The organism is Pseudomonas sp. B21-032, from assembly GCF_024748965.1.
GTDB lineage: Bacteria > Pseudomonadota > Gammaproteobacteria > Pseudomonadales > Pseudomonadaceae > Aquipseudomonas.
Genome location: NZ_CP087180.1, coordinates 5,892,373 through 5,917,749, shown reverse-complemented (window position 1 = coordinate 5,917,749; position 25,377 = coordinate 5,892,373). Strand labels below are relative to the sequence as shown.

Sequence of the window (25,377 nt, the reverse complement as noted above, 5' to 3'; positions counted from 1 at the left end):
GGATATCCCCTGAGTTGAAAGCCGGTGAGGCAAAAACAAGCGCCCATTGTACCCAGCGCCAGCGCAGTTATCCACATGCAGCTGCGTTGAGGATGGCGATAAATCAGCAGTTTAGTGACCAAAATGTCGTTTTGAGCTTGTGAATAAGCCCTGTGGATAACCGACCCTGAGGTCTTTGCACAACTGGGGGTCGAAATCGGTGGATAACCCACCTGTGGATAACAGGCCATTTGATCCACAGCTTTTCCGAGGCTACAGCACAGTCAGAGCACCTCTTCTCGACAGAGTTTCTTTTCTCTGTACATACGATATTTAAAGGGCTGTAGCGTGTTATCCACAGAAATCTTCCACATAAGCTTTATAAGATTCACTAAAAAGCTTTAAATAAGTCCTCTCTTTTTTTCTATGTTTAAGTGATCCGTTACTCGCAACCTGTCAGCACACCCCGAGCGGTGCCTGGAACGAAGCCGATTTTCCGTCCATAAGGAAAAGCTGGTTGGAAATTGACCTACGGCCCTGCTTTCTCTAGAATCGCCGGTCTCTTAAAACGGGGGCCATTCCGGCCCGTTGTCGACGAACCAGGTAACACGCCATGAAACGTACTTTCCAACCAAGCACCATCAAGCGCGCTCGCACTCACGGTTTCCGTGCCCGTATGGCCACCAAGAACGGTCGTGCCGTTCTGTCGCGTCGCCGTGCCAAAGGCCGTAAGCGCCTGGCAGTTTGATTTTTCGGCACTGGTGGTGAGTCAGGACTTCAGTCGGGAAAAGCGTCTGCTTGTTCCCCGACACTTCAAAGCGGTCTTCGACTCCCCAACCGGCAAGGTTCCAGGGAAATGCCTGCTGATCCTTGCTCGCGAGAACGGTCTTGATCATCCCCGCCTGGGGCTTGTGATCGGGAAAAAGAGCGTCAAGCTCTCCGTTCAACGCAATCGCCTGAAACGCCTGATGCGCGATTCGTTTCGCCTGAACCAGCATTCGCTTGTTGGTTGGGATATCGTGATCGTCGCGCGCAAAGGGTTGGGCGAGATTGAAAACCCAGAATTGCACCAACATTTTGGCAAGCTCTGGAAGCGCCTTGCACGCAGTCGGCCCGCTCCAGTGGTTAACACCGACTCTGTGGGGGTAGACAGTCAAGATGCGTAAACTGGCGCTCGTTCCGATCCAGTTTTACCGCTATGCCATTAGTCCACTGATGGCCAGTCACTGTCGTTTCTACCCCAGTTGCTCCTGCTATGCGTACGAAGCCATCGAAACACATGGCCTTTTACGCGGCGGGTGGCTTACCGTTCGTCGCCTGGGGCGTTGTCATCCGTGGAATGCCGGTGGTTTTGACCCGGTTCCACCTGCCTCCTCTTCCCGTACTTCTTCGATAGCCGAGTAATCATGGATATTAAACGCACGATCCTGATCGTCGCCCTGGCAATCGTGTCCTACGTCATGGTCCTTAACTGGAACCAGGACTATGGCCAGGCTGCCCTGCCGACTCAGAATACTGCTGCCAGCAACGTTGCCCCGGCCCTGCCGGACACCGCGCAGGCCGGTAACACTGGCGCCAGCGCCGATGTACCGAGCGCCAACGCTGAATCCAGCCCAGCAGAACTTGCCCCGGTAGTGGTCAGCAAGGACCTGATTCGGGTCAAGACTGATGTCCTCGATCTGGCTATCGATCCAAACGGTGGTGATATCGCCCAGCTGACGCTGCCGAAATACCCACGCCGCCAGGATCATCCGGACATTCCGTTCCAGTTATTCGACAACGGTGGCGAGCGTACTTACCTGGCACAGAGCGGTCTGACTGGCGCCAACGGCCCGGATGCGCGTTCGTCCGGCCGTCCGCTGTATGCCGCTGATCAGAAAAGTTTCCAACTGGCCGATGGTCAGGACCAACTGGTCGTCGACCTGAAGTTCAGCGATGCCGGCGTCAACTACATCAAGCGCTTCAGCTTCAAGCGCGGTGAGTATGACCTGACCGTCACCTACCTGATCGACAACCAGAGCGCCCAGCCCTGGACCGGTAACCTGTTCGCGCAACTCAAGCGCGACGCGAGCTCGGATCCTTCCTCGAGCACCGCAACCGGTACCGCGACTTATCTCGGTGCGGCCCTGTGGACAAGTTCGGAGCCCTACAAAAAGGTGTCGATGAAAGACATCGACAAGGGAAATCTGAAAGAAAATGTTACCGGCGGCTGGGTTGCCTGGCTGCAGCACTACTTTGTAACTGCCTGGATTCCAAACAAGTCTGACAACAACATCGTTCAGACCCGTAAAGACAGCCAGGGCAACTACATCATCGGTTTCACCGGCCCGGCACTGAACGTTGCCGCTGGTGGCAAAGGCGAAACCAGCACCATGCTGTACGCCGGTCCCAAGATCCAGGAGAAGCTCAAAGAGTTGTCCCCAGGTCTGGAACTGACCGTCGACTACGGCATCCTGTGGTTCATTGCCCAGCCAATCTTCTGGCTGCTGCAACATATCCACAGCCTGCTCGGCAACTGGGGCTGGTCGATCATCGTCCTGACCATGCTGATCAAAGGTCTGTTCTTCCCGCTGTCGGCTGCCAGCTACCGTTCGATGGCGCGCATGCGTGCCGTTGCGCCGAAACTGGCAATCCTCAAAGAGCAGCATGGCGATGACCGGCAGAAAATGTCGCAAGCCATGATGGAGCTGTACAAGAAAGAGAAGATCAACCCGCTGGGCGGCTGCCTGCCGATCCTGGTGCAGATGCCGGTCTTCCTCTCGCTGTACTGGGTTCTGCTGGAAAGCGTCGAGATGCGTCAGGCGCCGTGGATGTTCTGGATCACTGACCTGTCGATCAAGGATCCGTTCTTCATCCTGCCGATCATCATGGGCGCAACCATGTTCATCCAGCAGCAACTGAACCCGACTCCGCCGGATCCGATGCAGGCCAAGGTGATGAAGCTGATGCCAATCATCTTCACCTTCTTCTTCCTGTGGTTCCCTGCAGGTCTGGTGCTGTACTGGGTTGTGAACAACTGCCTGTCGATCGCACAGCAGTGGTACATCACCCGCAGCATCGAAAAGGCTACCAAGAAAGCCGCTGCTTGACGGGTTAGCCAGCTAACCTGTGGATAAACGCCCCCTCGTGGGGCGTTTTGCTATCTGTCGTTTTTGTCGTGAGGCCTTCGAGCATGAACACTGTGCGTGAAACCATTGCCGCCATCGCTACCGCCCAGGGACGTGGGGGTGTGGGGATCGTGCGGCTATCCGGGCCTCTGGCCAAACAAGCCGGGCTGGCCATCTGTGGAAAACCGCTAACACCACGGCACGCCCATTACGGCCCGTTCCGCGCGGAAGATGGCCTGGTGCTGGATGAAGGCATCGCGCTGTTTTTCCCCGGGCCCAACTCTTTCACCGGTGAAGACGTGCTGGAGCTGCAGGGCCACGGCGGCCCGGTGGTGCTCGATATGCTCCTGCAGCGCTGTGTACAACTGGGTTGCCGCCTGGCGCGCCCGGGTGAATTCAGCGAGCGTGCGTTCCTCAATGACAAACTCGACCTGGCCCAGGCCGAGGCAATCGCCGACCTGATCGAAGCCAGTTCTACACAGGCGGCGCGTAATGCCTTGCGCTCGCTGCAGGGCGAATTTTCCCGTCGTGTGGATAACCTCACGGAGAAATTGATCAGCCTGCGCATCTACGTGGAAGCTGCGATCGACTTCCCCGAGGAAGAAATCGACTTTCTCGCCGACGGTCATGTGCTGAGCATGCTCGATGACGTACGCAATAATTTATCCACAGTGCAGCGTGAAGCCGGGCAGGGCGCCTTGCTGCGTGACGGCATGACAGTGGTGATTGCCGGCCGGCCGAATGCCGGCAAGTCGAGCCTGCTTAACGTACTGGCGGGTCGCGAGGCAGCGATTGTCACCGATATCGCCGGTACCACCCGCGACATCCTGCGCGAACATATCCACATCGACGGTATGCCGCTGCACGTGGTCGACACCGCCGGGTTGCGCGACACCGACGATCATGTGGAAAAGATCGGTGTGCAGCGCGCCCTCAAGGCCATCAACGAAGCCGACCGGGTGTTGCTGGTGGTGGATTCCACAGCGCCGGAAGCCAGTGATCCGTTTGCCCTGTGGCCAGAATTCCTCGATCTGCGTCCGGATCCGGCCAAGGTCACGCTGATTCGCAACAAGGCTGACCTGAGCGGCGAAGCCATTGCCATGGAGCAGAGCGAAGATGGCCACGTCACCATTACCCTCAGTGCCAAGGACAGCGACATGGGCCTGGAGCTGCTGCGCGAGCACCTGAAGGCCTGCATGGGTTATGAACAGACTGCCGAAAGCAGCTTCAGCGCCCGCAGGCGCCATCTGGAGGCATTGCGCCAGGCTAGCGCGCACCTGGAGCACGGTCGTGCGCAGTTGACCCTGGCCGGTGCGGGGGAGCTGCTGGCAGAGGATCTACGCCAGGCACAACAGGCCCTGGGTGAAATTACCGGGGCTTTCAGCTCCGATGACTTGCTCGGGCGAATCTTCTCCAGCTTCTGCATCGGCAAGTAAAGGTCGTTATCCACAGCCGGGTCTGCAACGGACCCGGCTGCAGCATCAAATTTTCACCAATCCTCTCTCCTGGTCAGTACAGCCACAGTGCTCGTGCTGTACTCACTCCTGCGTGTCTATCCACAATTCTCTGAAATAAGCCCTGTGGAAAACCCACCTTCAGCTCCGTTGATAACTGGCCTTCAAAGCTGGAGATAACTGCGCTTGTGGGTAACTGGCCATTTCATCCACAGGCTTAAAGCGCTTATCCAGAACGCTCATGCCCGGTAGGCCACAGGGTTTTGAATCTCTGTACATACGGTAAATAAAGGCCTGTAGAAGCTTATCCACAGAAAGGTGGCTGACTAAGAATAAACATAAAAACAAAGCTTTAATAAATTTCTCTCTTTTAATTTCTATTGCACGCCATTCATCCACAGCCTGGTTAAATTTTGTGCAAAAGGTTCCTTTAGAGGGGGGTAAGTCCCTATACTTGTGCGTTATCCCTATCTATTCCCGAAACAGGCACGAGGTGCGTGGTGGATTTCCCTTCCCGTTTTGAAGTGATCGTCATCGGCGGCGGCCATGCCGGTACCGAGGCTGCGCTTGCGTCTGCACGCATGGGTGTAAAAACCCTGCTGCTGACCCACAACGTGGAAACCCTCGGTCATATGAGTTGCAACCCGGCCATCGGTGGCATCGGCAAGAGCCACCTGGTCAAGGAAATCGATGCGCTCGGCGGTGCCATGGCACTGGCCACTGACAAGAGCGGTATCCAGTTCCGTGTGTTGAACAACCGCAAAGGCCCGGCCGTGCGCGCTACTCGCGCCCAGGCCGACCGCGCCATCTACAAATCGGTGGTGCGCGAGATTCTCGAGAACCAGCCCAACCTGTGGATATTCCAGCAGTCGTGCGACGACCTGATCGTCGAGCAGGACCAGGTACGCGGCGTGGTGACACAAATGGGTCTGCGTTTTCTCGCCGACTCCGTGGTATTGACCACCGGCACCTTCCTTGGCGGACTTATTCACATCGGTTTGCAGAATTACTCCGGTGGCCGTGCCGGCGATCCACCCTCGATTGCCCTGGCGCGCCGGCTGCGGGAACTGCCGCTGCGTGTTGGCCGGCTGAAAACCGGCACGCCGCCACGCATCGATGGTCGCTCGGTGGATTTCTCGGTCATGACCGAGCAACCGGGGGATACGCCGATTCCGGTGATGTCGTTCATGGGCTCCAAGGAACAGCACCCGCGTCAGGTCAGCTGCTGGATTACCCATACCAACGCCCGTACCCACGAGATCATTGCTTCGAACCTCGATCGTTCGCCGATGTACTCCGGCGTCATCGAAGGCATCGGCCCGCGCTATTGCCCGTCGATCGAAGACAAGATCCACCGCTTTGCCGACAAGGAAAGCCACCAGGTGTTCATCGAGCCGGAAGGCCTGAACACCCACGAGCTGTACCCGAACGGGATATCCACGTCCTTGCCGTTCGATGTGCAGTTGCAGATCGTGCGTTCGATCCGCGGCATGGAAAACGCCCACATCGTGCGCCCGGGCTATGCCATCGAGTACGACTACTTCGATCCGCGTGATCTCAAGTACAGCCTGGAAACCAAGGTCATCGGCGGCCTGTTCTTTGCTGGCCAGATCAACGGCACCACCGGTTACGAAGAAGCCGGCGCCCAGGGTTTGCTTGCCGGGACCAACGCCGCGTTGCGCGCCCAGGGCCGTGAAAGCTGGTGCCCGCGTCGCGACGAGGCGTATATCGGTGTGCTGGTCGACGACCTGATTACCCTGGGTACCCAGGAGCCCTACCGTATGTTCACTTCGCGGGCCGAGTACCGGCTGATCCTGCGCGAAGACAACGCCGACCTGCGCCTGACCGAAAAAGGCCGCGAGCTGGGCCTGGTCGATGACGCGCGCTGGGCCGCATTCAGCGCCAAGCGCGAAGGCATTGCCCTGGAAGAGCAGCGCCTGAAGTCCACCTGGGTACGCCCGGACACCGCGCAAGGCCAGGCCATTGCCGAAAAATTCGGCACGCCGTTGAGCCATGAATACAACCTGCTCAACCTGCTGACCCGTCCGGAAATCGATTACGCCGGGCTGATGGAAGTCACCGGCGGCTCGGATATCGACCCGCAAGTCGCCGAACAGGTCGAGATCAAAACCAAATACGCCGGCTACATCGACCGGCAACAGGAAGAAATCGCCCGGCTGCGCGCCAGCGAAGACACCCGCCTGCCCGACGATATCGACTACAGCGGTATTTCCGGGTTGTCCAAGGAAATCCAGGGCAAGCTCGGCCAGACCCGGCCCGAGACCCTGGGCCAGGCTTCGCGTATCCCCGGCGTGACCCCGGCGGCGATTTCCCTGTTGCTGATTCATCTGAAAAAACGCGGCGCAGGCCGCGAGTTGGAGCAAAGCGCTTGAGTTCTCAGGTCACCCCTCAACACGCCGAAGAGTTGTCCACAGGCGCCCGCCAGCTCGGTGTCGAGCTGAGCGAGGCCCAGCACGCACAACTGCTGGCCTACCTGGCCTTGCTGATCAAGTGGAACAAGGCCTACAACCTGACCGCCGTGCGCAATCCGGACGAAATGGTGTCCCGCCACCTGCTCGACAGCCTCAGCGTCATGCCGTTTATCCACAGCGAGCGCTGGCTGGATGTCGGCAGCGGCGGTGGTATGCCGGGCATTCCATTGGCTATCCTGCATCCGCACAAGCAAGTCACGGTGCTCGACAGCAACGGCAAGAAAACCCGCTTCCTGACCCAGGTAAAGCTGGAGCTCAAACTGGATAACCTCACAGTTATCCACAAGCGGGTCGAGGAGTTCCAACCGGAGCTGCCTTTCACCGGAATTGTTTCCCGTGCTTTCAGCAGCATGGAGAACTTCACCAACTGGACGCGCCACCTCGGCGACGCCCAGACGCAGTGGCTGGCAATGAAAGGGCTGCATCCTGCCGATGAGCTGGTAGCATTGCCGGCAGATTTCAGAGTGGATAGCGAGCAGGCCTTGACCGTTCCGGGTTGCCAAGGCCAACGCCATCTGCTGATACTGCGCCGCACGGCATGATTGGGAACACAAGCAAGAATGGCTAAGGTATTCGCTATCGCGAACCAGAAAGGTGGTGTGGGCAAAACCACCACCTGTATCAATCTCGCAGCATCGCTGGTGGCAACCAAGCGCCGCGTGCTGCTGATCGATCTCGATCCACAGGGCAACGCCACCATGGGTAGCGGTGTGGATAAACACGTCCTGGAACATTCGGTCTATGACCTGTTGATCGGCGAATGCGACCTGGCCCAGGCCATGCACTTCTCCGAGCACGGCGGCTATCAACTGCTGCCGGCCAACCGCGACCTGACCGCTGCCGAAGTGGTTCTGCTGGAAATGCAGATGAAGGAGAGCCGCCTGCGCACCGCGCTCGCGCCGATCCGCGAGAATTACGACTACATCCTGATCGACTGCCCGCCGTCGCTGTCGATGCTGACCCTCAACGCCCTGGTCGCCGCCGATGGCGTGATCATTCCGATGCAATGTGAATACTTTGCCCTGGAAGGCTTGAGCGACCTTGTGGATAACATCAAGCGGATCGGTGAGCGTCTGAACCCGCAGCTCAAGGTCGAAGGCCTGCTGCGGACCATGTACGACCCGCGCCTGAGCCTGATCAACGATGTGTCCGCGCAGCTCAAGGAACACTTCGGCGACCAGCTGTACGACACCGTGATTCCACGCAACATCCGCCTGGCCGAGGCCCCGAGCTTCGGCATGCCGGCCCTGGCCTACGACAAGCAATCGCGTGGCGCCCTGGCGTACCTGGCCCTGGCCGGGGAACTGGTTCGTCGCCAACGTCGTCAAACCCGCACTGCACAGACAACTTAAGGAATCCGCATGGCCGTTAAGAAACGGGGTCTCGGACGTGGGTTGGATGCACTGCTCAGTGGTCCGACCGTCAGCGCGCTCGAAGAGCAGGCTGTCCAGGTCGACCAAAAGGAACTGCAACACCTGCCGCTCGACCTGATCCAGCGCGGCAAGTACCAGCCGCGCCGGGACATGGACCCGCAGGCACTGGAAGAACTCGCCCACTCGATCAAGAGCCAGGGCGTGATGCAGCCGATCGTGGTGCGCCCGATCGCCGACAACAAATTCGAGATCATCGCCGGTGAACGCCGCTGGCGCGCGAGCCAGCAGGCCGGCATGGACACCATCCCGGCCATGGTCCGCGATGTGCCCGATGAAGCGGCCATCGCCATGGCCCTGATCGAGAACATCCAGCGCGAAGACCTCAACCCGGTGGAAGAGGCCATCGCCCTGCAGCGCCTGCAGCAGGAGTTCCAGCTGACCCAGCAACAGGTCGCCGATGCCGTGGGCAAGTCGCGGGTCACCGTGGCCAACTTGCTGCGCCTGATCTCGTTGCCGGAAGTGATCAAGACCATGCTGTCCCACGGCGATCTGGAGATGGGTCACGCCCGGGCATTGCTCGGATTGCCGGATGAACAGCAGGTCGACGGGGCGCGTCACGTTGTCGCACGCGGCCTGACCGTACGCCAGACCGAAGCACTGGTTCGCCAGTGGCTCAACGGTAAGCCTGAGGCTGCAGAACCTGCCAAGCCGGACCCGGACATCACCCGCCTTGAACAGCGTCTGGCAGAGCGTCTGGGCTCGGCCGTACAGATTCGCCACGGCAACAAGGGCAAGGGCCAGTTAGTTATCCGTTACAACTCACTAGATGAGTTGCAAGGTGTCCTTGCTCACATCCGCTGAAACAATTCCTTTTGTAGCGCGCAGTCGGAAATCACTACCCGGCAGTTGAATAGGGGTTAAACCGCCCCTATACTCTGCGCGCATTTTGTCGGCACAAATTATGCCAAGTCATAGCTGACTGGTTGGTCGACTTTCGAGGAGCAGTTGTGATGGAAACCCGCACGCCAAACCGCTTGCCTTTCCATCGCTGGGCGGTTTTTCCGGTACTGTTGGCTCAATGTGTCGTGTTTCTGCTGGCAACTTTGGCGTTGTGGCAGTGGCACGGGGCGGTCAGTGGATATTCGGCACTCTGCGGAGGGCTGATTGCCTGGCTGCCGAATGTGTATTTCGCCTGGAAGGCTTTTCGGTATACCGGAGCCAGGGCAGCGCAGGCCATCGTCAAGTCGTTCTACGCTGGCGAGGCAGGCAAATTGATTTTGACGGCAGTGCTTTTTGCACTGACGTTTGCAGGAGTGAAGCCATTGGCGCCGTTAGCAGTCTTCGGTGTCTTTCTGCTGACCCAGTTGGTCAGCTGGTTCGCGCCCCTGCTGATGAATATAAGACTTTCGAGACCTTAGGGCGTTTGAGGCAACCATGGCAGCAGAAACCGCTTCGGGCTATATCCAGCACCACTTGCAGAACCTGACCTTCGGTCAACTACCAGACGGCGGTTGGGGCTTTGCCCATTCCGCAGCAGAAGCCAAGGCAATGGGCTTCTGGGCTTTCCACCTGGACACCCTGGGTTGGTCGGTCGCACTGGGTCTGCTGTTCGTATTCCTGTTCCGCATGGCAGCCAAGAAGGCGACTTCCGGCCAGCCTGGCGGCCTGCAGAACTTCGTAGAAGTGCTGGTTGAGTTCGTCGACGGCAGCGTCAAGGACAGCTTCCACGGCCGCAGCCCGGTGATCGCCCCACTGGCGCTGACCATTTTCGTCTGGGTCTTCCTGATGAACGCCGTCGACCTGATCCCGGTCGACTGGATTCCACAGCTGGCCATCCTGATCTCCGGTGATCCGCACATTCCGTTCCGTGCCGTTTCGACCACCGACCCGAACGCGACCCTGGCCATGGCCTTCAGCGTGTTCGCCCTGATCATTTTCTACAGCATCAAGGTCAAGGGCATCGGCGGCTTCCTCGGCGAACTGACCCTGCACCCGTTCGGCAGCAAGAACATCTTCGTTCAGATCCTGCTGATTCCGGTCAACTTCCTGCTCGAATTCGTCACCCTGATTGCCAAGCCAATCTCGCTGGCCCTGCGTCTGTTCGGCAACATGTATGCCGGCGAGCTGGTGTTCATCCTGATTGCCGTGATGTTCGGCAGCGGCCTGCTCTGGCTCAGCGGCCTGGGCGTGGTGCTGCAGTGGGCGTGGGCTGTGTTCCACATCCTGATCATCACCCTGCAAGCGTTCATCTTCATGATGCTTACCATCGTCTACCTGTCGATGGCTCACGAAGATAACCATTAAGACCGCCTGGCGTGTCTGATGACCCTTCCGCCAGCACGGGGGAGGGTCGAAAAAGTCCGCAAGGGCAGCTGTACCAAACGATTTTGTTTTACCGCTTCAAACTAAAAAACCTAACCAATACGACGTAAAAGTCGGGAGGAAAGATGGAAACTGTAGTTGGTCTTACCGCTATCGCTGTTGCTCTGCTGATCGGCCTGGGTGCTCTGGGTACCGCCATTGGTTTCGGCCTGCTGGGCGGCAAGTTCCTGGAAGGCGCTGCTCGTCAGCCAGAGATGGTTCCAATGCTGCAAGTTAAAATGTTCATCGTTGCCGGTCTGCTCGACGCCGTAACCATGATCGGTGTTGGTATCGCTCTGTTCTTCACCTTCGCTAATCCCTTCGTTGGTCAAATCGCCGGCTAATCACTCGAATTCTCGAGTGGTTTGGTGTGATGGACAAAGAACGAGCGAGGTGTTGGCGTGAACATTAATGCAACCCTGATTGGTCAGTCCGTTGCGTTCTTCATTTTTGTGCTGTTCTGCATGAAGTTCGTGTGGCCTCCGGTCATCGCGGCATTGCAAGAACGTCAGAAGAAGATCGCGGATGGACTGGACGCTGCCAACCGAGCAGCTCGCGACCTGGAGTTGGCCCAAGACAAAGCGGGTCAGCAACTGCGCGAAGCGAAAGCTCAGGCAGCCGAAATCATTGAGCAAGCCAAGAAGCGCGGTGCTCAGATCGTCGAGGAAGCCCGTGATCAGGCCCGCGTCGAAGCTGACCGTGTGAAGGCTCAGGCTCAGGCCGAGATCGAACAGGAAATTAACGGTGTCAAAGACGCCCTGCGTGCCCAAGTGGGTCTGCTGGCTGTCGGCGGTGCTGAAAAGATCCTTGGCGCCACAATCGATCAAAACGCGCATGCGGAGCTGGTTAATAAACTGGCCGCTGAAATTTAAGCGAGGGCGATCATGGCAGAACTGACCACGTTGGCCCGACCTTACGCTAAGGCGGCCTTTGAGCACGCCCAGGCCCATCAGCAACTGGCCAATTGGTCAGCCATGCTCGGCCTGGCTGCTGCAGTGTCGGAAGACGACACGATGCAGCGCCTGCTCAAGGCCCCGCGACTGACGAGCGCAGAAAAGGCCGCCACGTTTATTGACGTGTGCGGTGACAAGTTCGATGCACAGGCACAGAATTTCATTCATGTTGCCGCGGAAAACGACCGTCTCCTGCTGTTGCCGGAGATTTCGGCTTTGTTCGACCTGTACAAGGCTGAACAAGAGAAATCCGTGGACGTGGAAGTCACTAGTGCTTTTGCGTTGGACCAAGAACAGCAAGACAAACTCGCCAAGGTTCTCAGTGCACGGCTCAGCCGGGAAGTGCGCCTGCATGCGACGGAGGACGCCTCCCTTATCGGTGGTGTCGTGATCCGCGCCGGCGACCTGGTAATCGATGGCTCGGTTCGCGGCAAAATCGCGAAACTGGCCGAAGCATTGAAATCTTGAGTTTGAAGGGGCAGCAGAGCAATGCAGCAACTCAATCCTTCCGAAATTAGTGAAATCATCAAGGGTCGCATCGAGAAACTCGACGTGACCTCCCAAGCCCGCAACGAGGGTACCGTCGTCAGCGTTTCTGACGGTATCGTGCGGATTCACGGTCTGGCCGACGTCATGTACGGCGAAATGATCGAGTTTCCAGGTGGCGTGTTCGGTATGGCCCTCAACCTGGAGCAAGACTCCGTTGGTGCGGTAATCCTGGGCGCCTACGACACCCTCGCTGAAGGCATGAGCGCCAAGTGCACCGGCCGCATCCTCGAAGTTCCAGTTGGTAAGGAACTGCTGGGTCGCGTTGTTGACGCACTGGGCAACCCAATCGACGGCAAAGGCCCACTGGGCAACACCGAGACCGACGCGGTCGAGAAAGTTGCTCCGGGCGTGATCTGGCGTAAGTCGGTAGACCAGCCTGTACAGACTGGCTACAAATCCGTCGACGCCATGATCCCGGTCGGCCGTGGCCAGCGTGAGCTGATCATCGGTGACCGTCAGATCGGTAAGACCGCCATGGCGATCGACGCCATCATCAACCAGAAAGACTCCGGTATTTTCTGTGTTTATGTTGCTGTCGGCCAGAAGCGTTCCACCGTTGCCAACATCGTTCGCAAGCTGGAAGAAAACGGCGCCCTGGCCAACACCATCGTGGTGGTTGCCAGTGCTTCGGAATCCGCCGCACTGCAATTCCTGGCGCCATACGCCGGTTGCACCATGGGCGAGTTCTTCCGTGACCGCGGTGAAGACGCGCTGATCGTATACGATGACCTGTCCAAGCAGGCCGTTGCCTACCGTCAGATCTCCCTGCTGCTGCGCCGTCCACCAGGACGTGAAGCGTACCCAGGTGACGTGTTCTATCTCCACTCCCGTCTGCTGGAGCGTGCATCGCGCGTTTCCGAAGAGTACGTCGAGAAGTTCACCAACGGTGCTGTAACTGGCAAGACCGGTTCCCTGACCGCACTGCCGATCATCGAAACCCAGGCTGGCGACGTTTCCGCGTTCGTTCCGACCAACGTGATTTCCATCACCGACGGTCAGATCTTCCTGGAATCGGCCATGTTCAACTCGGGCATCCGCCCTGCAGTGAACGCCGGTGTTTCGGTATCCCGTGTGGGTGGTGCCGCTCAGACCAAGATCATCAAGAAGCTCTCCGGTGGTATCCGTACCGCTCTGGCTCAGTACCGTGAACTGGCGGCATTCGCCCAGTTCGCTTCTGACCTGGACGAAGCCACCCGTAAGCAACTCGAACACGGTCAACGTGTTACCGAGCTGATGAAGCAGAAGCAATACGCTCCAATGTCCATCGCGGACATGGCGCTGTCGCTGTATGCCGCTGAGCGTGGGTTCCTGACCGACGTTGAAATCGCCAAGATCGGTAGCTTCGAACAAGCACTGATCGCTTACTTCAACCGTGATCACGCCGAACTGATGGCGAAGATCAACGTGAAGGGTGACTTCAACGACGAAATCGACGCTGGCATCAAAGCCGGTATCGAGAAGTTCAAGGCCACCCAAACCTGGTAAGCCGCAGCGGGGGCTTTGCGGCCCCCGCTTGCTAACCTGATAGGTGTTACATGGCAGGCGCAAAAGAGATTCGCAGTAAGATTGCGAGCATCAAAAGCACGCAAAAAATTACCAGCGCCATGGAAAAAGTGGCGGTCAGTAAAATGCGCAAGGCACAAATGCGCATGGCTGCTAGCCGTCCTTACGCGGAGCGTATCCGCCAGGTTATCGGTCATCTGGCCAACGCCAACCCGGAATACCGCCACCCCTTCATGATCGAACGCGAAGTAAAGCGCGTCGGTTATGTCGTCGTGAGCAGTGACCGTGGTCTGTGCGGTGGCTTGAACACCAACCTGTTCAAGGCCCTGGTCAAGGACATGGCGGTCAACCGCGAGCAAGGTATCGAGATCGATCTTTGCGTGGTTGGCAGCAAGGGTGCGGCGTTTTTCCGCAGCTTCGGCGGTAACGTCGTTGCAGCGATCAGCCACCTGGGCGAAGAGCCGTCGATCAATGATCTGATCGGCAGCGTCAAGGTCATGCTGGACGCTTACCTGGATGGTCGTATCGATCGTCTGTCCGTGGTATCGAACAAGTTCGTCAATACCATGACGCAAACCCCAACGGTCGAGCAGTTGATTCCGTTGGTTGCAACCCCGGATCAAGAACTCAAGCACCACTGGGACTACCTCTACGAACCTGACGCCAAAGAGCTGCTGGACGGCCTGATGGTGCGTTACGTGGAGTCGCAGGTCTACCAGGCGGTGGTCGAGAACAACGCAGCTGAACAAGCTGCCCGGATGATCGCGATGAAGAACGCCACCGACAACGCCGGTGACCTGATCAGCGAATTGCAGCTGATCTACAACAAGGCGCGTCAGGCTGCGATCACCCAAGAGATCTCGGAAATCGTCGGCGGCGCTGCCGCGGTTTAACGGTTCAAATATTCAGAGGATCCAGCTATGAGTAGCGGACGTATCGTTCAAATCATCGGCGCCGTCATCGACGTGGAATTCCCACGTGACGCCGTGCCGAGTGTTTACAACGCGCTGAAAGTAGTAGGCGCGGAAACCACCCTGGAAGTTCAGCAGCAGCTGGGCGACGGCGTGGTTCGTACCATTGCGATGGGCTCGACCGAAGGCTTGAAGCGCGGTCTGGACGTTACAGACACCGGCGCAGCCATCTCCGTACCAGTCGGTAAAGCGACCCTGGGCCGGATCATGGACGTACTGGGTAACCCGATCGACGAAGCTGGCCCGATTGGTGAAGAAGAGCGCTGGGGTATCCACCGCGACGCTCCTTCGTTCGCTGACCAGGCAGGCGGCAACGACCTGCTGGAAACCGGCATCAAGGTTATCGACCTGGTTTGCCCGTTCGCCAAGGGTGGTAAAGTCGGTCTGTTCGGTGGTGCCGGTGTAGGCAAAACCGTAAACATGATGGAACTGATCCGTAACATCGCCATCGAGCACAGCGGTTATTCCGTGTTCGCCGGTGTGGGTGAGCGTACTCGTGAGGGTAACGACTTCTACCACGAGATGAAGGACTCCAACGTTCTCGACAAGGTAGCGCTGGTCTACGGTCAGATGAACGAGCCACCAGGAAACCGTCTGCGCGTAGCGCTGACCGGCCTGACCATGGCTGAGAAGTTCCGTGACGAAGGTAACGACGTTCTGCTGTTCGTCGACAACATCTATCGTTACACCCTGGCCGGTACCGAAGTATCCGCACTGCTGGGCCGTATGCCTTCGGCAGTAGGTTACCAGCCGACCCTGGCTGAAGAGATGGGCGTTCTGCAAGAGCGTATCACTTCGACCAAGGAAGGTTCGATCACCTCGATCCAGGCCGTATACGTACCTGCGGACGACCTGACCGACCCGTCGCCAGCGACCACCTTCGCCCACTTGGACGCTACCGTCGTACTGTCCCGTGACATCGCCTCCCTGGGTATCTACCCAGCGGTCGATCCACTGGACTCGACTTCGCGCCAGCTGGACCCGAACGTGATCGGCAACGAGCACTACGACACCGCTCGTGGCGTTCAGTATGTTCTGCAGCGCTACAAAGAGCTGAAGGACATCATCGCCATCCTCGGTATGGACGAACTGTCCGAAGCCGACAAGCAGCTGGTATCGCGCGCTCGTAAGATCCAGCGCTTCCTGTCCCAGCCGTTCTTCGTGGCCGAAGTCTTCACCGGTTCTCCAGGCAAATACGTTTCCCTGAAAGACACCATTGCAGGCTTCAGCGGCATCCTCAAAGGTGACTACGACCACCTGCCAGAACAAGCGTTCTACATGGTCGGCAGCATCGAAGAAGCCGTCGAGAAAGCCAAGAAACTGTAATCCCGGCGCCCCGCAAGGGGCGCTAATCAGGTTGAGGCAAGCAGATGGCTATGACAGTCCATTGCGATATCGTCAGCGCGGAAGGGGAAATTTTCTCCGGTCTGGTCGAGATGGTGATTGCGCACGGCAACCTGGGTGATCTTGGTATCGCTCCAGGCCACGCCCCGCTGATCACTAATCTGAAGCCAGGTCCGATCACGCTGACCAAGCAGGGTGGCGCCCAAGAGGTGTTCTACATCTCTGGTGGTTTCCTCGAGGTTCAGCCGAACATGGTCAAGGTGCTTGCCGATACCGTGCAACGTGCCAGCGACCTGGATGAAGCTCAGGCTCAGGAAGCCCTCAAGGCTGCCGAGAACGCCCTGAACGAAAAAGGCGCGGAGTTCGACTACGGCGCCGCTGCCGCACGTCTGGCCGAGGCCGCAGCCCAGCTGCGTACCGTCCAGCAAATTCGCAAAATGAAGTAACCGGCACTCGCCGATCACTTTCTGTTGCGATTGAGTTAAAGGGTAGCCTCGGCTACCCTTTTTCTTTTTCCGAATTTCTTCTTCTGGTCACAGCGCTGACCTTCCAGGATTGGTAGCCAGTCAATGTCTCTCGATATCGTAATTCTCGCCGCCGGCCAAGGTACCCGCATGCGCTCGGCGCTGCCCAAGGTATTGCATCCGGTCGCCGGCGACTCCATGCTCGGCCATGTTATCCACAGCGCCCGCCAGTTGCAGCCGCAGGGCATTCATGTGGTGATCGGGCACGGTGCGGAGCTGGTACGTGAGCGCCTGGCCGCCGATGACCTTAATTTCGTCCTCCAGGACAAGCAACTGGGTACCGGCCACGCCGTCGCCCAGGCACTGCCGGCGTTGAGCGCCGAAACCGTACTGATCCTTTACGGTGACGTTCCGCTGATCGAAGTCGATACCCTCAAGCGCCTGCTTGCCAAGGTCACCCCACAGCAGCTCGGCCTGCTGACTGTGACCCTCGATGATCCGACCGGTTATGGCCGTATTGTCCGTGATGCGCAGGGCCAGGTGGCAGCGATCGTTGAGCACAAAGATGCCAGCGACGCACAGAAAGCCATCAAGGAAGGCAACACTGGTATTCTCGCCGTCCCGGGCGCGCGCCTGGCTGACTGGCTGGGCCGTCTGTCGAACAACAACGCCCAGGGCGAGTACTACCTCACTGACGTCATCGCCATGGCTGTAGCCGATGGTCTGGTGGTCGCGACCGAGCAGCCGTTGGACCCGATGGAAGTGCAGGGCGCCAATGACCGTCGTCAGCTTGCCGAGCTGGAGCGTCACTACCAGTTGCGCGCAGGCCGCCGTCTGATGGCCCAGGGTGTGACCCTGCGTGACCCGGCGCGCTTCGATGTGCGCGGTGAGGTGACCGTTGGTCGCGATGTGCTCATCGATATCAACGTGATCCTTGAAGGCCGCGTGGTGATCGAAGACGACGTGGTCATCGGCCCGAACTGCGTGATCAAGAACAGCACCCTGCGCAAAGGTGTGGTGGTCAAAGCCAACAGCCACCTGGAAGGTGCAATCATGGGTGAAGGCAGCGATGCCGGCCCGTTTGCCCGCCTGCGCCCTGGCAGCGTGCTCGACGCTCGCGCCCATGTGGGTAACTTTGTTGAACTGAAGAACGCCCACCTCGGTGAAGGCGCCAAGGCCGGTCACCTGACTTATCTGGGCGATGCCGAGGTCGGCGCACGCACCAACATCGGAGCCGGTACCATCACCTGCAACTACGATGGCGCCAACAAGTTCAAGACAGTACTTGGCGCAGACGTGTTCATCGGTTCGAACAACTCATTGGTCGCGCCTGTGGATATCCTCGACGGCGCTACCACTGCCGCCGGTTCGACCATTACTCAGAACGTCGAGGCGGCGCAGCTGGCAGTCGGTCGTGCGCGTCAGCGCAACATCGATGGCTGGAAGCGGCCGGAGAAACTCAAAAAGAGCTGAGTTACTCACAGCTAACAGAAAGGGCCGACTGCATTGTGCATAAGTCGGCCTTTTTCGTTCTGTGGATAAAATTTTGCTGCTAGGCAAGTTATTCACAGGAAGATTTTTTCTCCGCTGTTCTTGACGCATCAGCCACTATAGGTTTTGATTGGCATCATTATCTTTCGAATCGAAACTTAAGCGCGCCATGTCGAAACGTAACACCCCCCAACGACGTCATAACATCCTGGCTTTGCTCAATGAGCAGGGCGAGGTGAGTGTCGACGCCTTGGCCAAGCGTTTCGAAACCTCCGAAGTGACCATTCGCAAGGACCTCGCAGCCCTCGAAGCCAATGGCCTGCTGTTGCGCCGCTACGGTGGGGCAGTGACCTTGCCGCAGGAACTGTTTACCGAACAGGGCCAGCCGGTTTCGCTTTATAAACAAGCGATCGCCAAGGCTGCCGTAGGCCGTATCCGCGAACATGCCCGCATCATCATCGACAGCGGCAGCACCACCGCCGCGATGATCCCGCAGCTGGGTCATCAACCGGGCCTGGTGGTCATGACCAACTCGTTGAATGTGGCCCGCGCCCTTAGCGAGCTGGAGCATGAGCCGGTACTGTTGATGACCGGCGGTACCTGGGACCCGCATTCCGAATCGTTCCAGGGCCAGGTGGCCGAGCAGGTACTACGCTCATACGACTTCGACCAACTGTTCATTGGCGCCGACGGCATTGACCTGGCGCGCGGCACCACCACGTTCAACGAACTGCTGGGCCTGAGCCGGGTGATGGCTGAAGTCGCCCGGGAAGTGATCGTCATGGTCGAGTCCGACAAGGTCGGGCGCAAGATTCCCAACCTTGAGCTGCCCTGGAGCAGCGTCAACACCCTGATTACCGATGAGCGCCTGCCCCATGAGGCACGCGTACAGATTGAAGCCCGCGGCATCAACGTGATTTGCGCCGCTATCACCCAGGAGCATGAATAATGTGTGGAATCGTTGGTGCCGTCGCCGAACGTAACATCACAACCATTCTGATCGAAGGCCTCAAGCGCCTCGAGTACCGCGGCTATGACAGCGCAGGTCTGGCCGTCTTCACCCAGCAGGGTAACCTTGAGCGCCGTCGCCGTATCGGCAAGGTCAGCGAGCTGGAAGCCGCCGTTGCCGCCGAACCGCTGGCTGGCAACCTGGGTATCGCCCACACCCGTTGGGCGACTCACGGCGCGCCAACCGAACACAACGCCCACCCGCATTTCTCTGGTCATGAACTGGCAGTGGTGCACAACGGCATCATCGAGAACCACGAAGAACTGCGTGAACAGCTCAAGGGCCTGGGTTACGTCTTCAGCTCCGAGACCGACACCGAGGTGATCGTTCACTTGCTGGCGCACACCCTCAAAACCTTGCCGGACCTGGCCGATGCCCTCAAGGCTACAGTCAAGCAACTGCATGGCGCCTACGGCCTGGCCGTGATCAGCGCCAAGCAGCCTGACCGTTTGCTGGCCGCTCGCAGCGGTAGCCCGCTGGTAATCGGCCTGGGCCACGGTGAGAACTTCCTGGCTTCCGACCAGTTGGCCCTGCGCCAGGTTACCGACCGCTTCATGTACCTGGAAGAGGGCGACATCGCCGAAATTCGCCGCGACCAGGTCACCATCTGGGACGTCGCCGGCACTGCAGTGCAGCGCGAGACCGTGCAGTACCACGAAGGTGCCGAAGCTGCCGACAAGGGCGCTTACCGTCACTTCATGCTCAAGGAAATCCACGAGCAACCAACCGTGGTGCAACGCACCCTGGAAGGCCGCCTGGGCAAGGACCACGTCATGGTCCAGGCCTTCGGCCCGCAAGCTGCCGAGCTGTTCGCCAAGGTGCGCAATGTACAGATCGTTGCCTGCGGCACCAGCTACCACGCCGGCATGGTTGCCCGTTACTGGCTGGAAAGCCTGGCCGGTATCCCTTGCCAGGTCGAAGTCGCCAGTGAGTTCCGCTATCGCAAGGTTGTGGTGCAGCCGGACACCCTGTTCGTCTCGATCTCGCAGTCGGGTGAAACCGCCGACACCCTGGCCGCCCTGCGCAACGCCAAGGAGCTGGGCTTCCTCGGCAGCCTGGCGATCTGCAACGTCGGCATCAGCTCGCTGGTGCGCGAGTCGGACCTGACCCTGCTGACCCAGGCCGGCCCGGAAATCGGCGTGGCCTCGACCAAGGCCTTCACCACCCAGCTGGTCTCGCTGATGCTGCTGACCCTGTCCCTGGGCCAGGTGCGCGGCACCCTGGCTGCAGGCGTCGAAGCGGAGCTGGTGGAAGAGCTGCGTCGCCTGCCAACTCGCCTGGGCGAAGCCCTGGCCATGGATGCGATCGTCGAGAAGACCGCCGAGCTATTTGCCGACAAGCACCACACTCTGTTCCTGGGCCGCGGCGCGCAATTCCCGGTAGCCATGGAAGGTGCGCTCAAACTCAAAGAGATCTCCTACATCCACGCCGAAGCCTACCCGGCCGGCGAGCTCAAGCATGGCCCGCTGGCGCTGGTCGACAGCGACATGCCAGTAGTCACCGTGGCGCCGAACAACGAGCTGCTGGAAAAGCTCAAGTCCAACCTGCAGGAAGTCCGTGCCCGTGGCGGCGAGCTGATCGTCTTCGCCGACGAACAGGCAGGCATGAGCAATGGCGAAGGCACCCACGTGATCGCCGTGCCGCACATCATCGACGCCCTGGCGCCGATCCTCTACACCATTCCGCTGCAGTTGCTGTCTTACTACGTCGCTGTGCTCAAGGGCACCGACGTCGACCAGCCGCGTAACCTGGCGAAATCGGTAACTGTCGAGTAACCGTTGCTGCGGTGATGTCCGGATGGTTCTAGAGAATTAAAACTGTCGCTGATGAAGGGAGCCGCCGCTGGCTCCCTTCTTCGACGTGCCCTTCCTATCTCCTGCTGCGCTTGCCGCAACCCTGGTTCGACTTCTAGCCTGTGTGCTATGTCAGTTTTCGACTCACGATCGCTTCACGGACGTAGCGAGCTGGTGAGTTTCCAAGCGTTTTGCGAAACATGCTGATGAACGAACTGACAGATTCATAACCCAACGCTTCGGCGGTGCTCTGCACTGATGCGCCCTCGACCAAGTGCTGCAAAGCAACGATTATCTGCCATTGTTTACGCCAATGTCCGAAGCTAAGGCCTGTCTCGTTTTTGATCAGCCGTGCAAGGGTCCGCTCACTCATGGCAACCCTGTCTGCCCATTCGGCCACTGTCACACGACTGGCAGGGGCCTCAGCCAAGGCGCTAGCAATCTGCCGCACTTGCGGGCTCTTGGGTAGCGGTAGATAAAACCGCTCAGCAGGTGCCTGTTCCAGAAGCTCAAGTAGCACCCCAGCAAGCCGCGCAATCTGGCCATCGGCAGGATAATCGTTAGGGCCGCCTGCCAGATACAAAACCAACTCCAGGATGAGTGGGCTCAATGCCAGGGTGCAGCAATGCTCCGGAAGCTGAGCGATGCCTGGCTCTATGAACAGCAAGCAGATCTTGCCGTTGGCCGTTACACGGTTGCTATGAACCGTTCCACTTGGAACCCATACGCCAAAGCCTGGCGGCACCATCCATAAGCCATCTTCGATGGTGCATACGTTTCCCCCTTTCAAGGCCACGATCAGTTGGCCCTTGCGGTGGTAGTGGACAGGTACCTCAGTGTCGTTTTGTTGAGACTCGATCAGCAAGGCCACAGCCGGCTGCGCAAGTGAATCAGGATCATGAAGATCCAGAGGGAAAGCGGTCGTAGCCACCCAGTGCCACCCCTGTCTGAATTTGATTATTTATTGTCTTGATAGTCCATATCGGATTCAAGCTGCATTTTCTACGATGCGCTGACTTGGCCAGCAACAGGTGCGATCCATGCTCAGCGAGTTCTCCTTTGCCAACGTGTACTTCCCGCCACTGTTCATCTACCTGCTGGTAGCAACGGTGTTCTATCTCATTTTGGAAAGGATGGCGCGACGTTGGTTGGACCTGATGTGGCATCCAAACCTGCTCCGATTCTTCCTGTCGGTGTCCTTGCTTTCTCTGCTGGTCATCAAATTCTGAAGAGGCGTCGATGAATCACGTAGTGAGATTGTTCAAGTTCCTGGCCATCCTGGTTGTTGGTGCCTTTTCACTCTATTTCGGCCTGTCACTTTGGAATGCTTATGTACTGGCACCATGGACCCGGGATGGCCGCATTAGTGCTCAGGTTATCCGGATCGCTCCCGAGGTATCGGGCAGCATCGAGCGGGTTTGGGTCGGTGATAACCAGTGGGTGCAGAAGGGCGATCTGATGTACAGCATCGATGCTCGAAGCTATGCCCTGGCAGTCGATCAAAAAGCCGCCGAACTGGCCGAGGTCAAGGAGGTGTTCCAGCAGCGCAACGAAGAGCTACGCCGCAGGAAGCTGCTTGTCGGTGTAGTGCCCAAGGAAGAGATCGATAACGCTGTACGCACCCGTGCAATCGCCAAGGCTCGGCTGAATATTGCACAGGCCCAGTTGGCACAGGCTCAACTGGAACTACAACGCACCAAGATCGTTGCGCCCGTAGATGGCTATGTCACCCAACTGCGTCTGCAACCCGGTGATTATGCCGTTGCAGGTGGCACCAACATGTTCGTTGTCGACAGCAAGAGTTTCTGGGTCACCGGCTATTTCGAGGAGACCAAACTCACAAATATTCCTCTTGGAGCCCATGCCAAGGTCAAGCTCATGGGGTTCTCGCCGCTGCTATCCGGTCATGTGTCGAGCATAGGACGTGGAGTCTCCGATACCAATGAAGTGCGGGCGCAGAACGGTTTACCTCAGGTAAGCCCGACGTTCAGCTGGATTCGACTGGCCCAGAGATTGCCGGTGCGCATTGAAATTGACCACATCCCGGAGGGCGTGGAGCTTGCAGCAGGCATGACCGCAAGTATTGAGGTGGACCAGGCTGGTGCACCAAACCATCGGCGTCTGACTCATTGGCTCCAGGAGTTTCTGTAATGGGCGCCGTAGCTATAGGTAAACGGTTTGGCGCATTGCCCTTGCCCTTTACTTCTTCTACAAGCCTGTATGTCTTGCGCAGTTGCATGGCAGCAGCGCTGGCATTGTGCGTAGGTCTCTACCTGCATCTGGACTCGCCATTCTCCGCGGCCTCTACCGTGCTCCTGCTGGTCAATCCCGTTCAGGGAGCTGTGGTTGGCAAAGGTCTGCATCGTATCGCCGGCACGCTGGTAGGTGCCGTAGCCGCATTCGTTCTGGTGGCGTGTTTCGCCCAGCAAATGATCCTGATGATAGTGGGCGTTGGGATATGGCTTGGGCTATGTGTAGCCGCTATGTCGGTAGTTCGGCATTACTACGCAACTACCGCCGTCGTGGCCGGCTACACCGTTTGCCTGGCGTTAGGGCCAGCCATCACCGAACCTCAGATCAGCTTTGAACACATCGTCTCCCGTGCCACCGCGGTGGTGGTCGGGGCTATTAGTCTGACTCTGGTTACCGTCCTTTTCAGTCGCAAGACAGTCGAGGCTCGCATACGCGACACCGTGGTCAGCTTGTGCGTCAAGGCTGCAGCGTTGATTGCAGAGAAATACGCACAACCTGCAGATGAGCAGGCGCATCGCAAACGCCTTGTCCTCGCGGCAGAGATCAACAAGGTGGACGATCTCCTTGGCCTGGGTCGAGGTGAATCCTGGGTCATCAGTGACAATTTGAAAGCTATCAGGTCTGGCTCGACTTACCTGCAATCTGCACTGCTGGAACATGAGTTGCCTGCCGACTTGTCAGTACTGGAATCAACAAATGCAGTTTCGGCAACGGGCCTTCAGCTTGCTTCGGTAAGCAGGGCATTAAGCGAACACTCTTTGAGCCTGGCAGAGGCCAAGGTCCGGGTTCGAACCATTCGCGACGAGCTAGCAAGCAAAACAGCTTCGGCTGCCCAAGCGAGTCATCCAGAGCAACGTACCCTCCTTGCGTTCAGGCGCTTGGACGAGCAGTTGGAAGAGTTCGCTTTGGCCCTGGAAGGCTTTTCTTCCCTAGAGCAAGAAACTGCTCATGTTCATCGCCCATTTCGCTTTCATCGCCATTACGCCGACGGCCTGCGTAACGGGATCAGAGCCCTTCTGGCAACTTTGCTGGCAGCTGCTGTCTGGTACATCAGTGGTTGGGACCAAGGCCCGACCCTGCTGGCAGTTCTGGGGCCCTACTGCACACTGATCGCTGCAATGCCCACCCCCGAAAAAGGCACCGAAAGCTTTCTACGGGGGACGCTGTATGCGATTCCCGCAGCGCTCGCTTGCAAGTTCCTCATCCTGCCGCAGATCAATGGTCTGCCACTGCTGCTGGTCAGCCTGAGCCTTTTCTGGTCGTTCGGCATTCACGCGACTACCTTGCCTTCACGCGCTTTCCAGGGGGTAGCTTTTCTGATCGCCTTCAACACACTGGTATCTACCACTCTCGTACCCGCCTATGACTTCAATGACTTCGCGAATCAGTCTGTTTCATGGATCATCGCTTTGGGTATCTGTCTGCTTGCGTACCAGCTGCTGCCAAAACGAAATGACAGGAATTTCAATGGGCTAGTTGACGCCCTTCATCGCGAGACCCTGGTATTGCTTCGACAGGGTGCCGCCGGTAGTGATCACTCATGGCAGGTGCGCCAGCAGCACCGGCTCGCCTCGTTGGCTGCGCTGGCCCCAGCAACACTCGATAGCCAGCATCAACACGAGTACCTGGGCAGATTGTCACTGCAACTAGCGCGTGAACTGCGGCGGGTGCATGCCGACCTGAAGCAGCTTGACCCTCAAGACCCGATCGCGCAGCTCATCTGCGCTGGATTGAGCCGCCTCGCTCGCTCCCCACAACGCTACCCCCGGATGATCCTTCAATCACACCGAACCGCAAATTCATTGCGTCGGCTTGGGGCGATGCATTTCGCTGCGATCTTCGATGATTTGGCCTGGTTGTTGGGGCAGTACAGACACGTTCAAAGTAAAAAGTGAGGTCCTCATGAAACTGGTTAGCTCAATCCTGCTTGCTCTCTTGCTCCTCAGCCCGCTTAGCCAAGCATCAGATGGTGCAGAGGCATTGGAGCGATGGCATCAAAAATTCAAAGAGGAGCGCGGTCAGGACAAAGGTCAGACCGAAAAGAAGCCAATTGCGCCAACGACTCCGAACACTCGTAAAAAAACAGACTGACCTGCGCCACTTTCGGTATTCCAGAACGATCACGTGAATACTCTGCTACAGAAGTTAATCGCGGTTCGAACAGAGATAACGAGCTCCTCCCTTGTGCATTCAAATCGGGCCACCGATTTGAATGCACTTTTTTCTAGAATCGCCCGTTGAGAAACTTCGCCCGGATGAGCACGGGCCATCTGCTCTGTTT

General features: G+C 58.2%; 26 protein-coding genes. 25 read left to right on the top strand and 1 reads right to left on the bottom strand.

The features are described 5' to 3' along the window. Window positions 1-592: 592 nt before the first annotated feature. The 21 genes from rpmH to glmS all read left to right on the top strand — a co-directional run bounded on the left by rpmH (window position 593) and on the right by glmS (window position 20,825). A complete protein-coding gene (gene rpmH, locus LOY54_RS27445; RefSeq protein ID WP_002551315.1) occupies window positions 593-727 on the top strand; it encodes a 50S ribosomal protein L34 in 135 nt (44 codons plus the stop codon). 13 nt (window positions 728-740) lie between these two features. Beyond that, window positions 741-1,145 carry a ribonuclease P protein component gene (rnpA, locus tag LOY54_RS27440; RefSeq protein WP_213604342.1) on the top strand — a complete coding sequence of 135 codons (405 nt, stop codon included), beginning with the start codon at window positions 741-743 and terminating at the stop codon, window positions 1,143-1,145. Next, window positions 1,138-1,383 (top strand): membrane protein insertion efficiency factor YidD, encoded by a 246-nt coding sequence (gene yidD / locus LOY54_RS27435; RefSeq protein ID WP_080764817.1) that lies wholly within the window; start codon window positions 1,138-1,140, stop codon window positions 1,381-1,383. Before rnpA ends, yidD begins: the two co-directional genes overlap by 8 nt. A 2-nt stretch (window positions 1,384-1,385) precedes the next feature. After that, on the top strand, window positions 1,386-3,068 hold the full coding sequence (yidC, locus tag LOY54_RS27430) for a membrane protein insertase YidC (protein ID WP_045199395.1): 1,683 nt from the start codon (window positions 1,386-1,388) through the stop codon (window positions 3,066-3,068). A gap of 83 nt (window positions 3,069-3,151) precedes the next feature. Beyond that, window positions 3,152-4,522, top strand: coding sequence for a tRNA uridine-5-carboxymethylaminomethyl(34) synthesis GTPase MnmE (gene mnmE, locus LOY54_RS27425; protein WP_093377774.1), 1,371 nt, complete (start codon window positions 3,152-3,154; stop codon window positions 4,520-4,522). A gap of 518 nt (window positions 4,523-5,040) precedes the next feature. Beyond that, a complete protein-coding gene (gene mnmG / locus LOY54_RS27420) occupies window positions 5,041-6,933 on the top strand; it encodes a tRNA uridine-5-carboxymethylaminomethyl(34) synthesis enzyme MnmG (protein ID WP_045199648.1) in 1,893 nt (630 codons plus the stop codon). Next, entirely contained in the window at window positions 6,930-7,574 is a 645-nt protein-coding gene (rsmG, locus tag LOY54_RS27415; protein ID WP_045199399.1) for a 16S rRNA (guanine(527)-N(7))-methyltransferase RsmG, read from the top strand. Before mnmG ends, rsmG begins: the two co-directional genes overlap by 4 nt. A gap of 18 nt (window positions 7,575-7,592) precedes the next feature. After that, the gene (locus LOY54_RS27410) at window positions 7,593-8,384 is read left to right on the top strand and encodes a ParA family protein (RefSeq protein WP_010222720.1); all 792 of its coding nucleotides are present in this window, start codon (window positions 7,593-7,595) and stop codon (window positions 8,382-8,384) included. Between the two features lie 9 nt (window positions 8,385-8,393). Continuing rightward, window positions 8,394-9,266, top strand: coding sequence for a ParB/RepB/Spo0J family partition protein (locus LOY54_RS27405; protein WP_045199401.1), 873 nt, complete (start codon window positions 8,394-8,396; stop codon window positions 9,264-9,266). A 149-nt stretch (window positions 9,267-9,415) separates the two neighbouring features. Then, window positions 9,416-9,823, top strand: a complete 408-nt coding sequence (locus LOY54_RS27400) for a F0F1 ATP synthase subunit I (RefSeq protein WP_010222722.1) — start codon at window positions 9,416-9,418, stop codon at window positions 9,821-9,823. 16 nt (window positions 9,824-9,839) lie between these two features. Then, on the top strand, window positions 9,840-10,709 hold the full coding sequence (gene atpB, locus LOY54_RS27395) for a F0F1 ATP synthase subunit A (protein ID WP_045199403.1): 870 nt from the start codon (window positions 9,840-9,842) through the stop codon (window positions 10,707-10,709). A gap of 143 nt (window positions 10,710-10,852) precedes the next feature. Continuing rightward, on the top strand, window positions 10,853-11,110 hold the full coding sequence (gene atpE, locus LOY54_RS27390) for a F0F1 ATP synthase subunit C (protein ID WP_003097235.1): 258 nt from the start codon (window positions 10,853-10,855) through the stop codon (window positions 11,108-11,110). A 57-nt stretch (window positions 11,111-11,167) separates the two neighbouring features. Then, window positions 11,168-11,638 (top strand): F0F1 ATP synthase subunit B, encoded by a 471-nt coding sequence (locus tag LOY54_RS27385; protein ID WP_010222733.1) that lies wholly within the window; start codon window positions 11,168-11,170, stop codon window positions 11,636-11,638. Between the two features lie 12 nt (window positions 11,639-11,650). Then, complete coding sequence (locus LOY54_RS27380; protein ID WP_045199409.1) at window positions 11,651-12,187, top strand: F0F1 ATP synthase subunit delta; 537 nt, start codon at window positions 11,651-11,653, stop codon at window positions 12,185-12,187. A 21-nt stretch (window positions 12,188-12,208) separates the two neighbouring features. After that, window positions 12,209-13,753: a F0F1 ATP synthase subunit alpha gene (gene atpA, locus LOY54_RS27375; RefSeq protein ID WP_010222735.1), complete on the top strand. Its 1,545-nt coding sequence runs from the start codon at window positions 12,209-12,211 to the stop codon at window positions 13,751-13,753. 50 nt (window positions 13,754-13,803) lie between these two features. Then, a complete protein-coding gene (gene atpG / locus LOY54_RS27370) occupies window positions 13,804-14,664 on the top strand; it encodes a F0F1 ATP synthase subunit gamma (RefSeq protein WP_045199412.1) in 861 nt (286 codons plus the stop codon). Between the two features lie 27 nt (window positions 14,665-14,691). After that, on the top strand, window positions 14,692-16,068 hold the full coding sequence (gene atpD, locus LOY54_RS27365; RefSeq protein WP_045199413.1) for a F0F1 ATP synthase subunit beta: 1,377 nt from the start codon (window positions 14,692-14,694) through the stop codon (window positions 16,066-16,068). A 44-nt stretch (window positions 16,069-16,112) separates the two neighbouring features. Beyond that, complete coding sequence (locus tag LOY54_RS27360; RefSeq protein WP_045199415.1) at window positions 16,113-16,532, top strand: F0F1 ATP synthase subunit epsilon; 420 nt, start codon at window positions 16,113-16,115, stop codon at window positions 16,530-16,532. A gap of 123 nt (window positions 16,533-16,655) precedes the next feature. Next, a complete protein-coding gene (glmU, locus tag LOY54_RS27355) occupies window positions 16,656-18,023 on the top strand; it encodes a bifunctional UDP-N-acetylglucosamine diphosphorylase/glucosamine-1-phosphate N-acetyltransferase GlmU (RefSeq protein WP_258608689.1) in 1,368 nt (455 codons plus the stop codon). 187 nt (window positions 18,024-18,210) lie between these two features. Then, window positions 18,211-18,990, top strand: a complete 780-nt coding sequence (locus tag LOY54_RS27350) for a DeoR/GlpR family DNA-binding transcription regulator (RefSeq protein ID WP_045199419.1) — start codon at window positions 18,211-18,213, stop codon at window positions 18,988-18,990. Further along, the gene (glmS, locus tag LOY54_RS27345; RefSeq protein WP_093377784.1) at window positions 18,990-20,825 is read left to right on the top strand and encodes a glutamine--fructose-6-phosphate transaminase (isomerizing); all 1,836 of its coding nucleotides are present in this window, start codon (window positions 18,990-18,992) and stop codon (window positions 20,823-20,825) included. The genes LOY54_RS27350 and glmS overlap by 1 nt, the downstream gene beginning before the upstream one ends. Before the next feature lie 145 nt (window positions 20,826-20,970). On the opposite strand, the gene LOY54_RS27340 is transcribed toward glmS, so the two are convergent. Next, a complete protein-coding gene (locus LOY54_RS27340) occupies window positions 20,971-21,774 on the bottom strand; it encodes a helix-turn-helix domain-containing protein (protein ID WP_258608688.1) in 804 nt (267 codons plus the stop codon). A 109-nt stretch (window positions 21,775-21,883) separates the two neighbouring features. Here LOY54_RS27340 and LOY54_RS27335 point away from each other — a divergent pair, with 109 nt between their 5' ends. Genes LOY54_RS27335 through LOY54_RS27320 form a run of 4 tightly spaced genes read left to right on the top strand, consistent with a single transcriptional unit; the run spans window position 21,884 to window position 25,187 of the window. Then, window positions 21,884-22,072 (top strand): DUF1656 domain-containing protein, encoded by a 189-nt coding sequence (locus LOY54_RS27335; protein ID WP_195885350.1) that lies wholly within the window; start codon window positions 21,884-21,886, stop codon window positions 22,070-22,072. Between the two features lie 10 nt (window positions 22,073-22,082). Further along, on the top strand, window positions 22,083-22,994 hold the full coding sequence (locus LOY54_RS27330) for an HlyD family secretion protein (protein ID WP_258608687.1): 912 nt from the start codon (window positions 22,083-22,085) through the stop codon (window positions 22,992-22,994). Beyond that, complete coding sequence (locus tag LOY54_RS27325) at window positions 22,994-24,991, top strand: FUSC family protein (protein WP_258608686.1); 1,998 nt, start codon at window positions 22,994-22,996, stop codon at window positions 24,989-24,991. The genes LOY54_RS27330 and LOY54_RS27325 overlap by 1 nt, the downstream gene beginning before the upstream one ends. Window positions 24,992-24,998: 7 nt before the next feature. After that, window positions 24,999-25,187: a hypothetical protein gene (locus tag LOY54_RS27320; RefSeq protein WP_258608685.1), complete on the top strand. Its 189-nt coding sequence runs from the start codon at window positions 24,999-25,001 to the stop codon at window positions 25,185-25,187. Window positions 25,188-25,377: the final 190 nt, after the last annotated feature.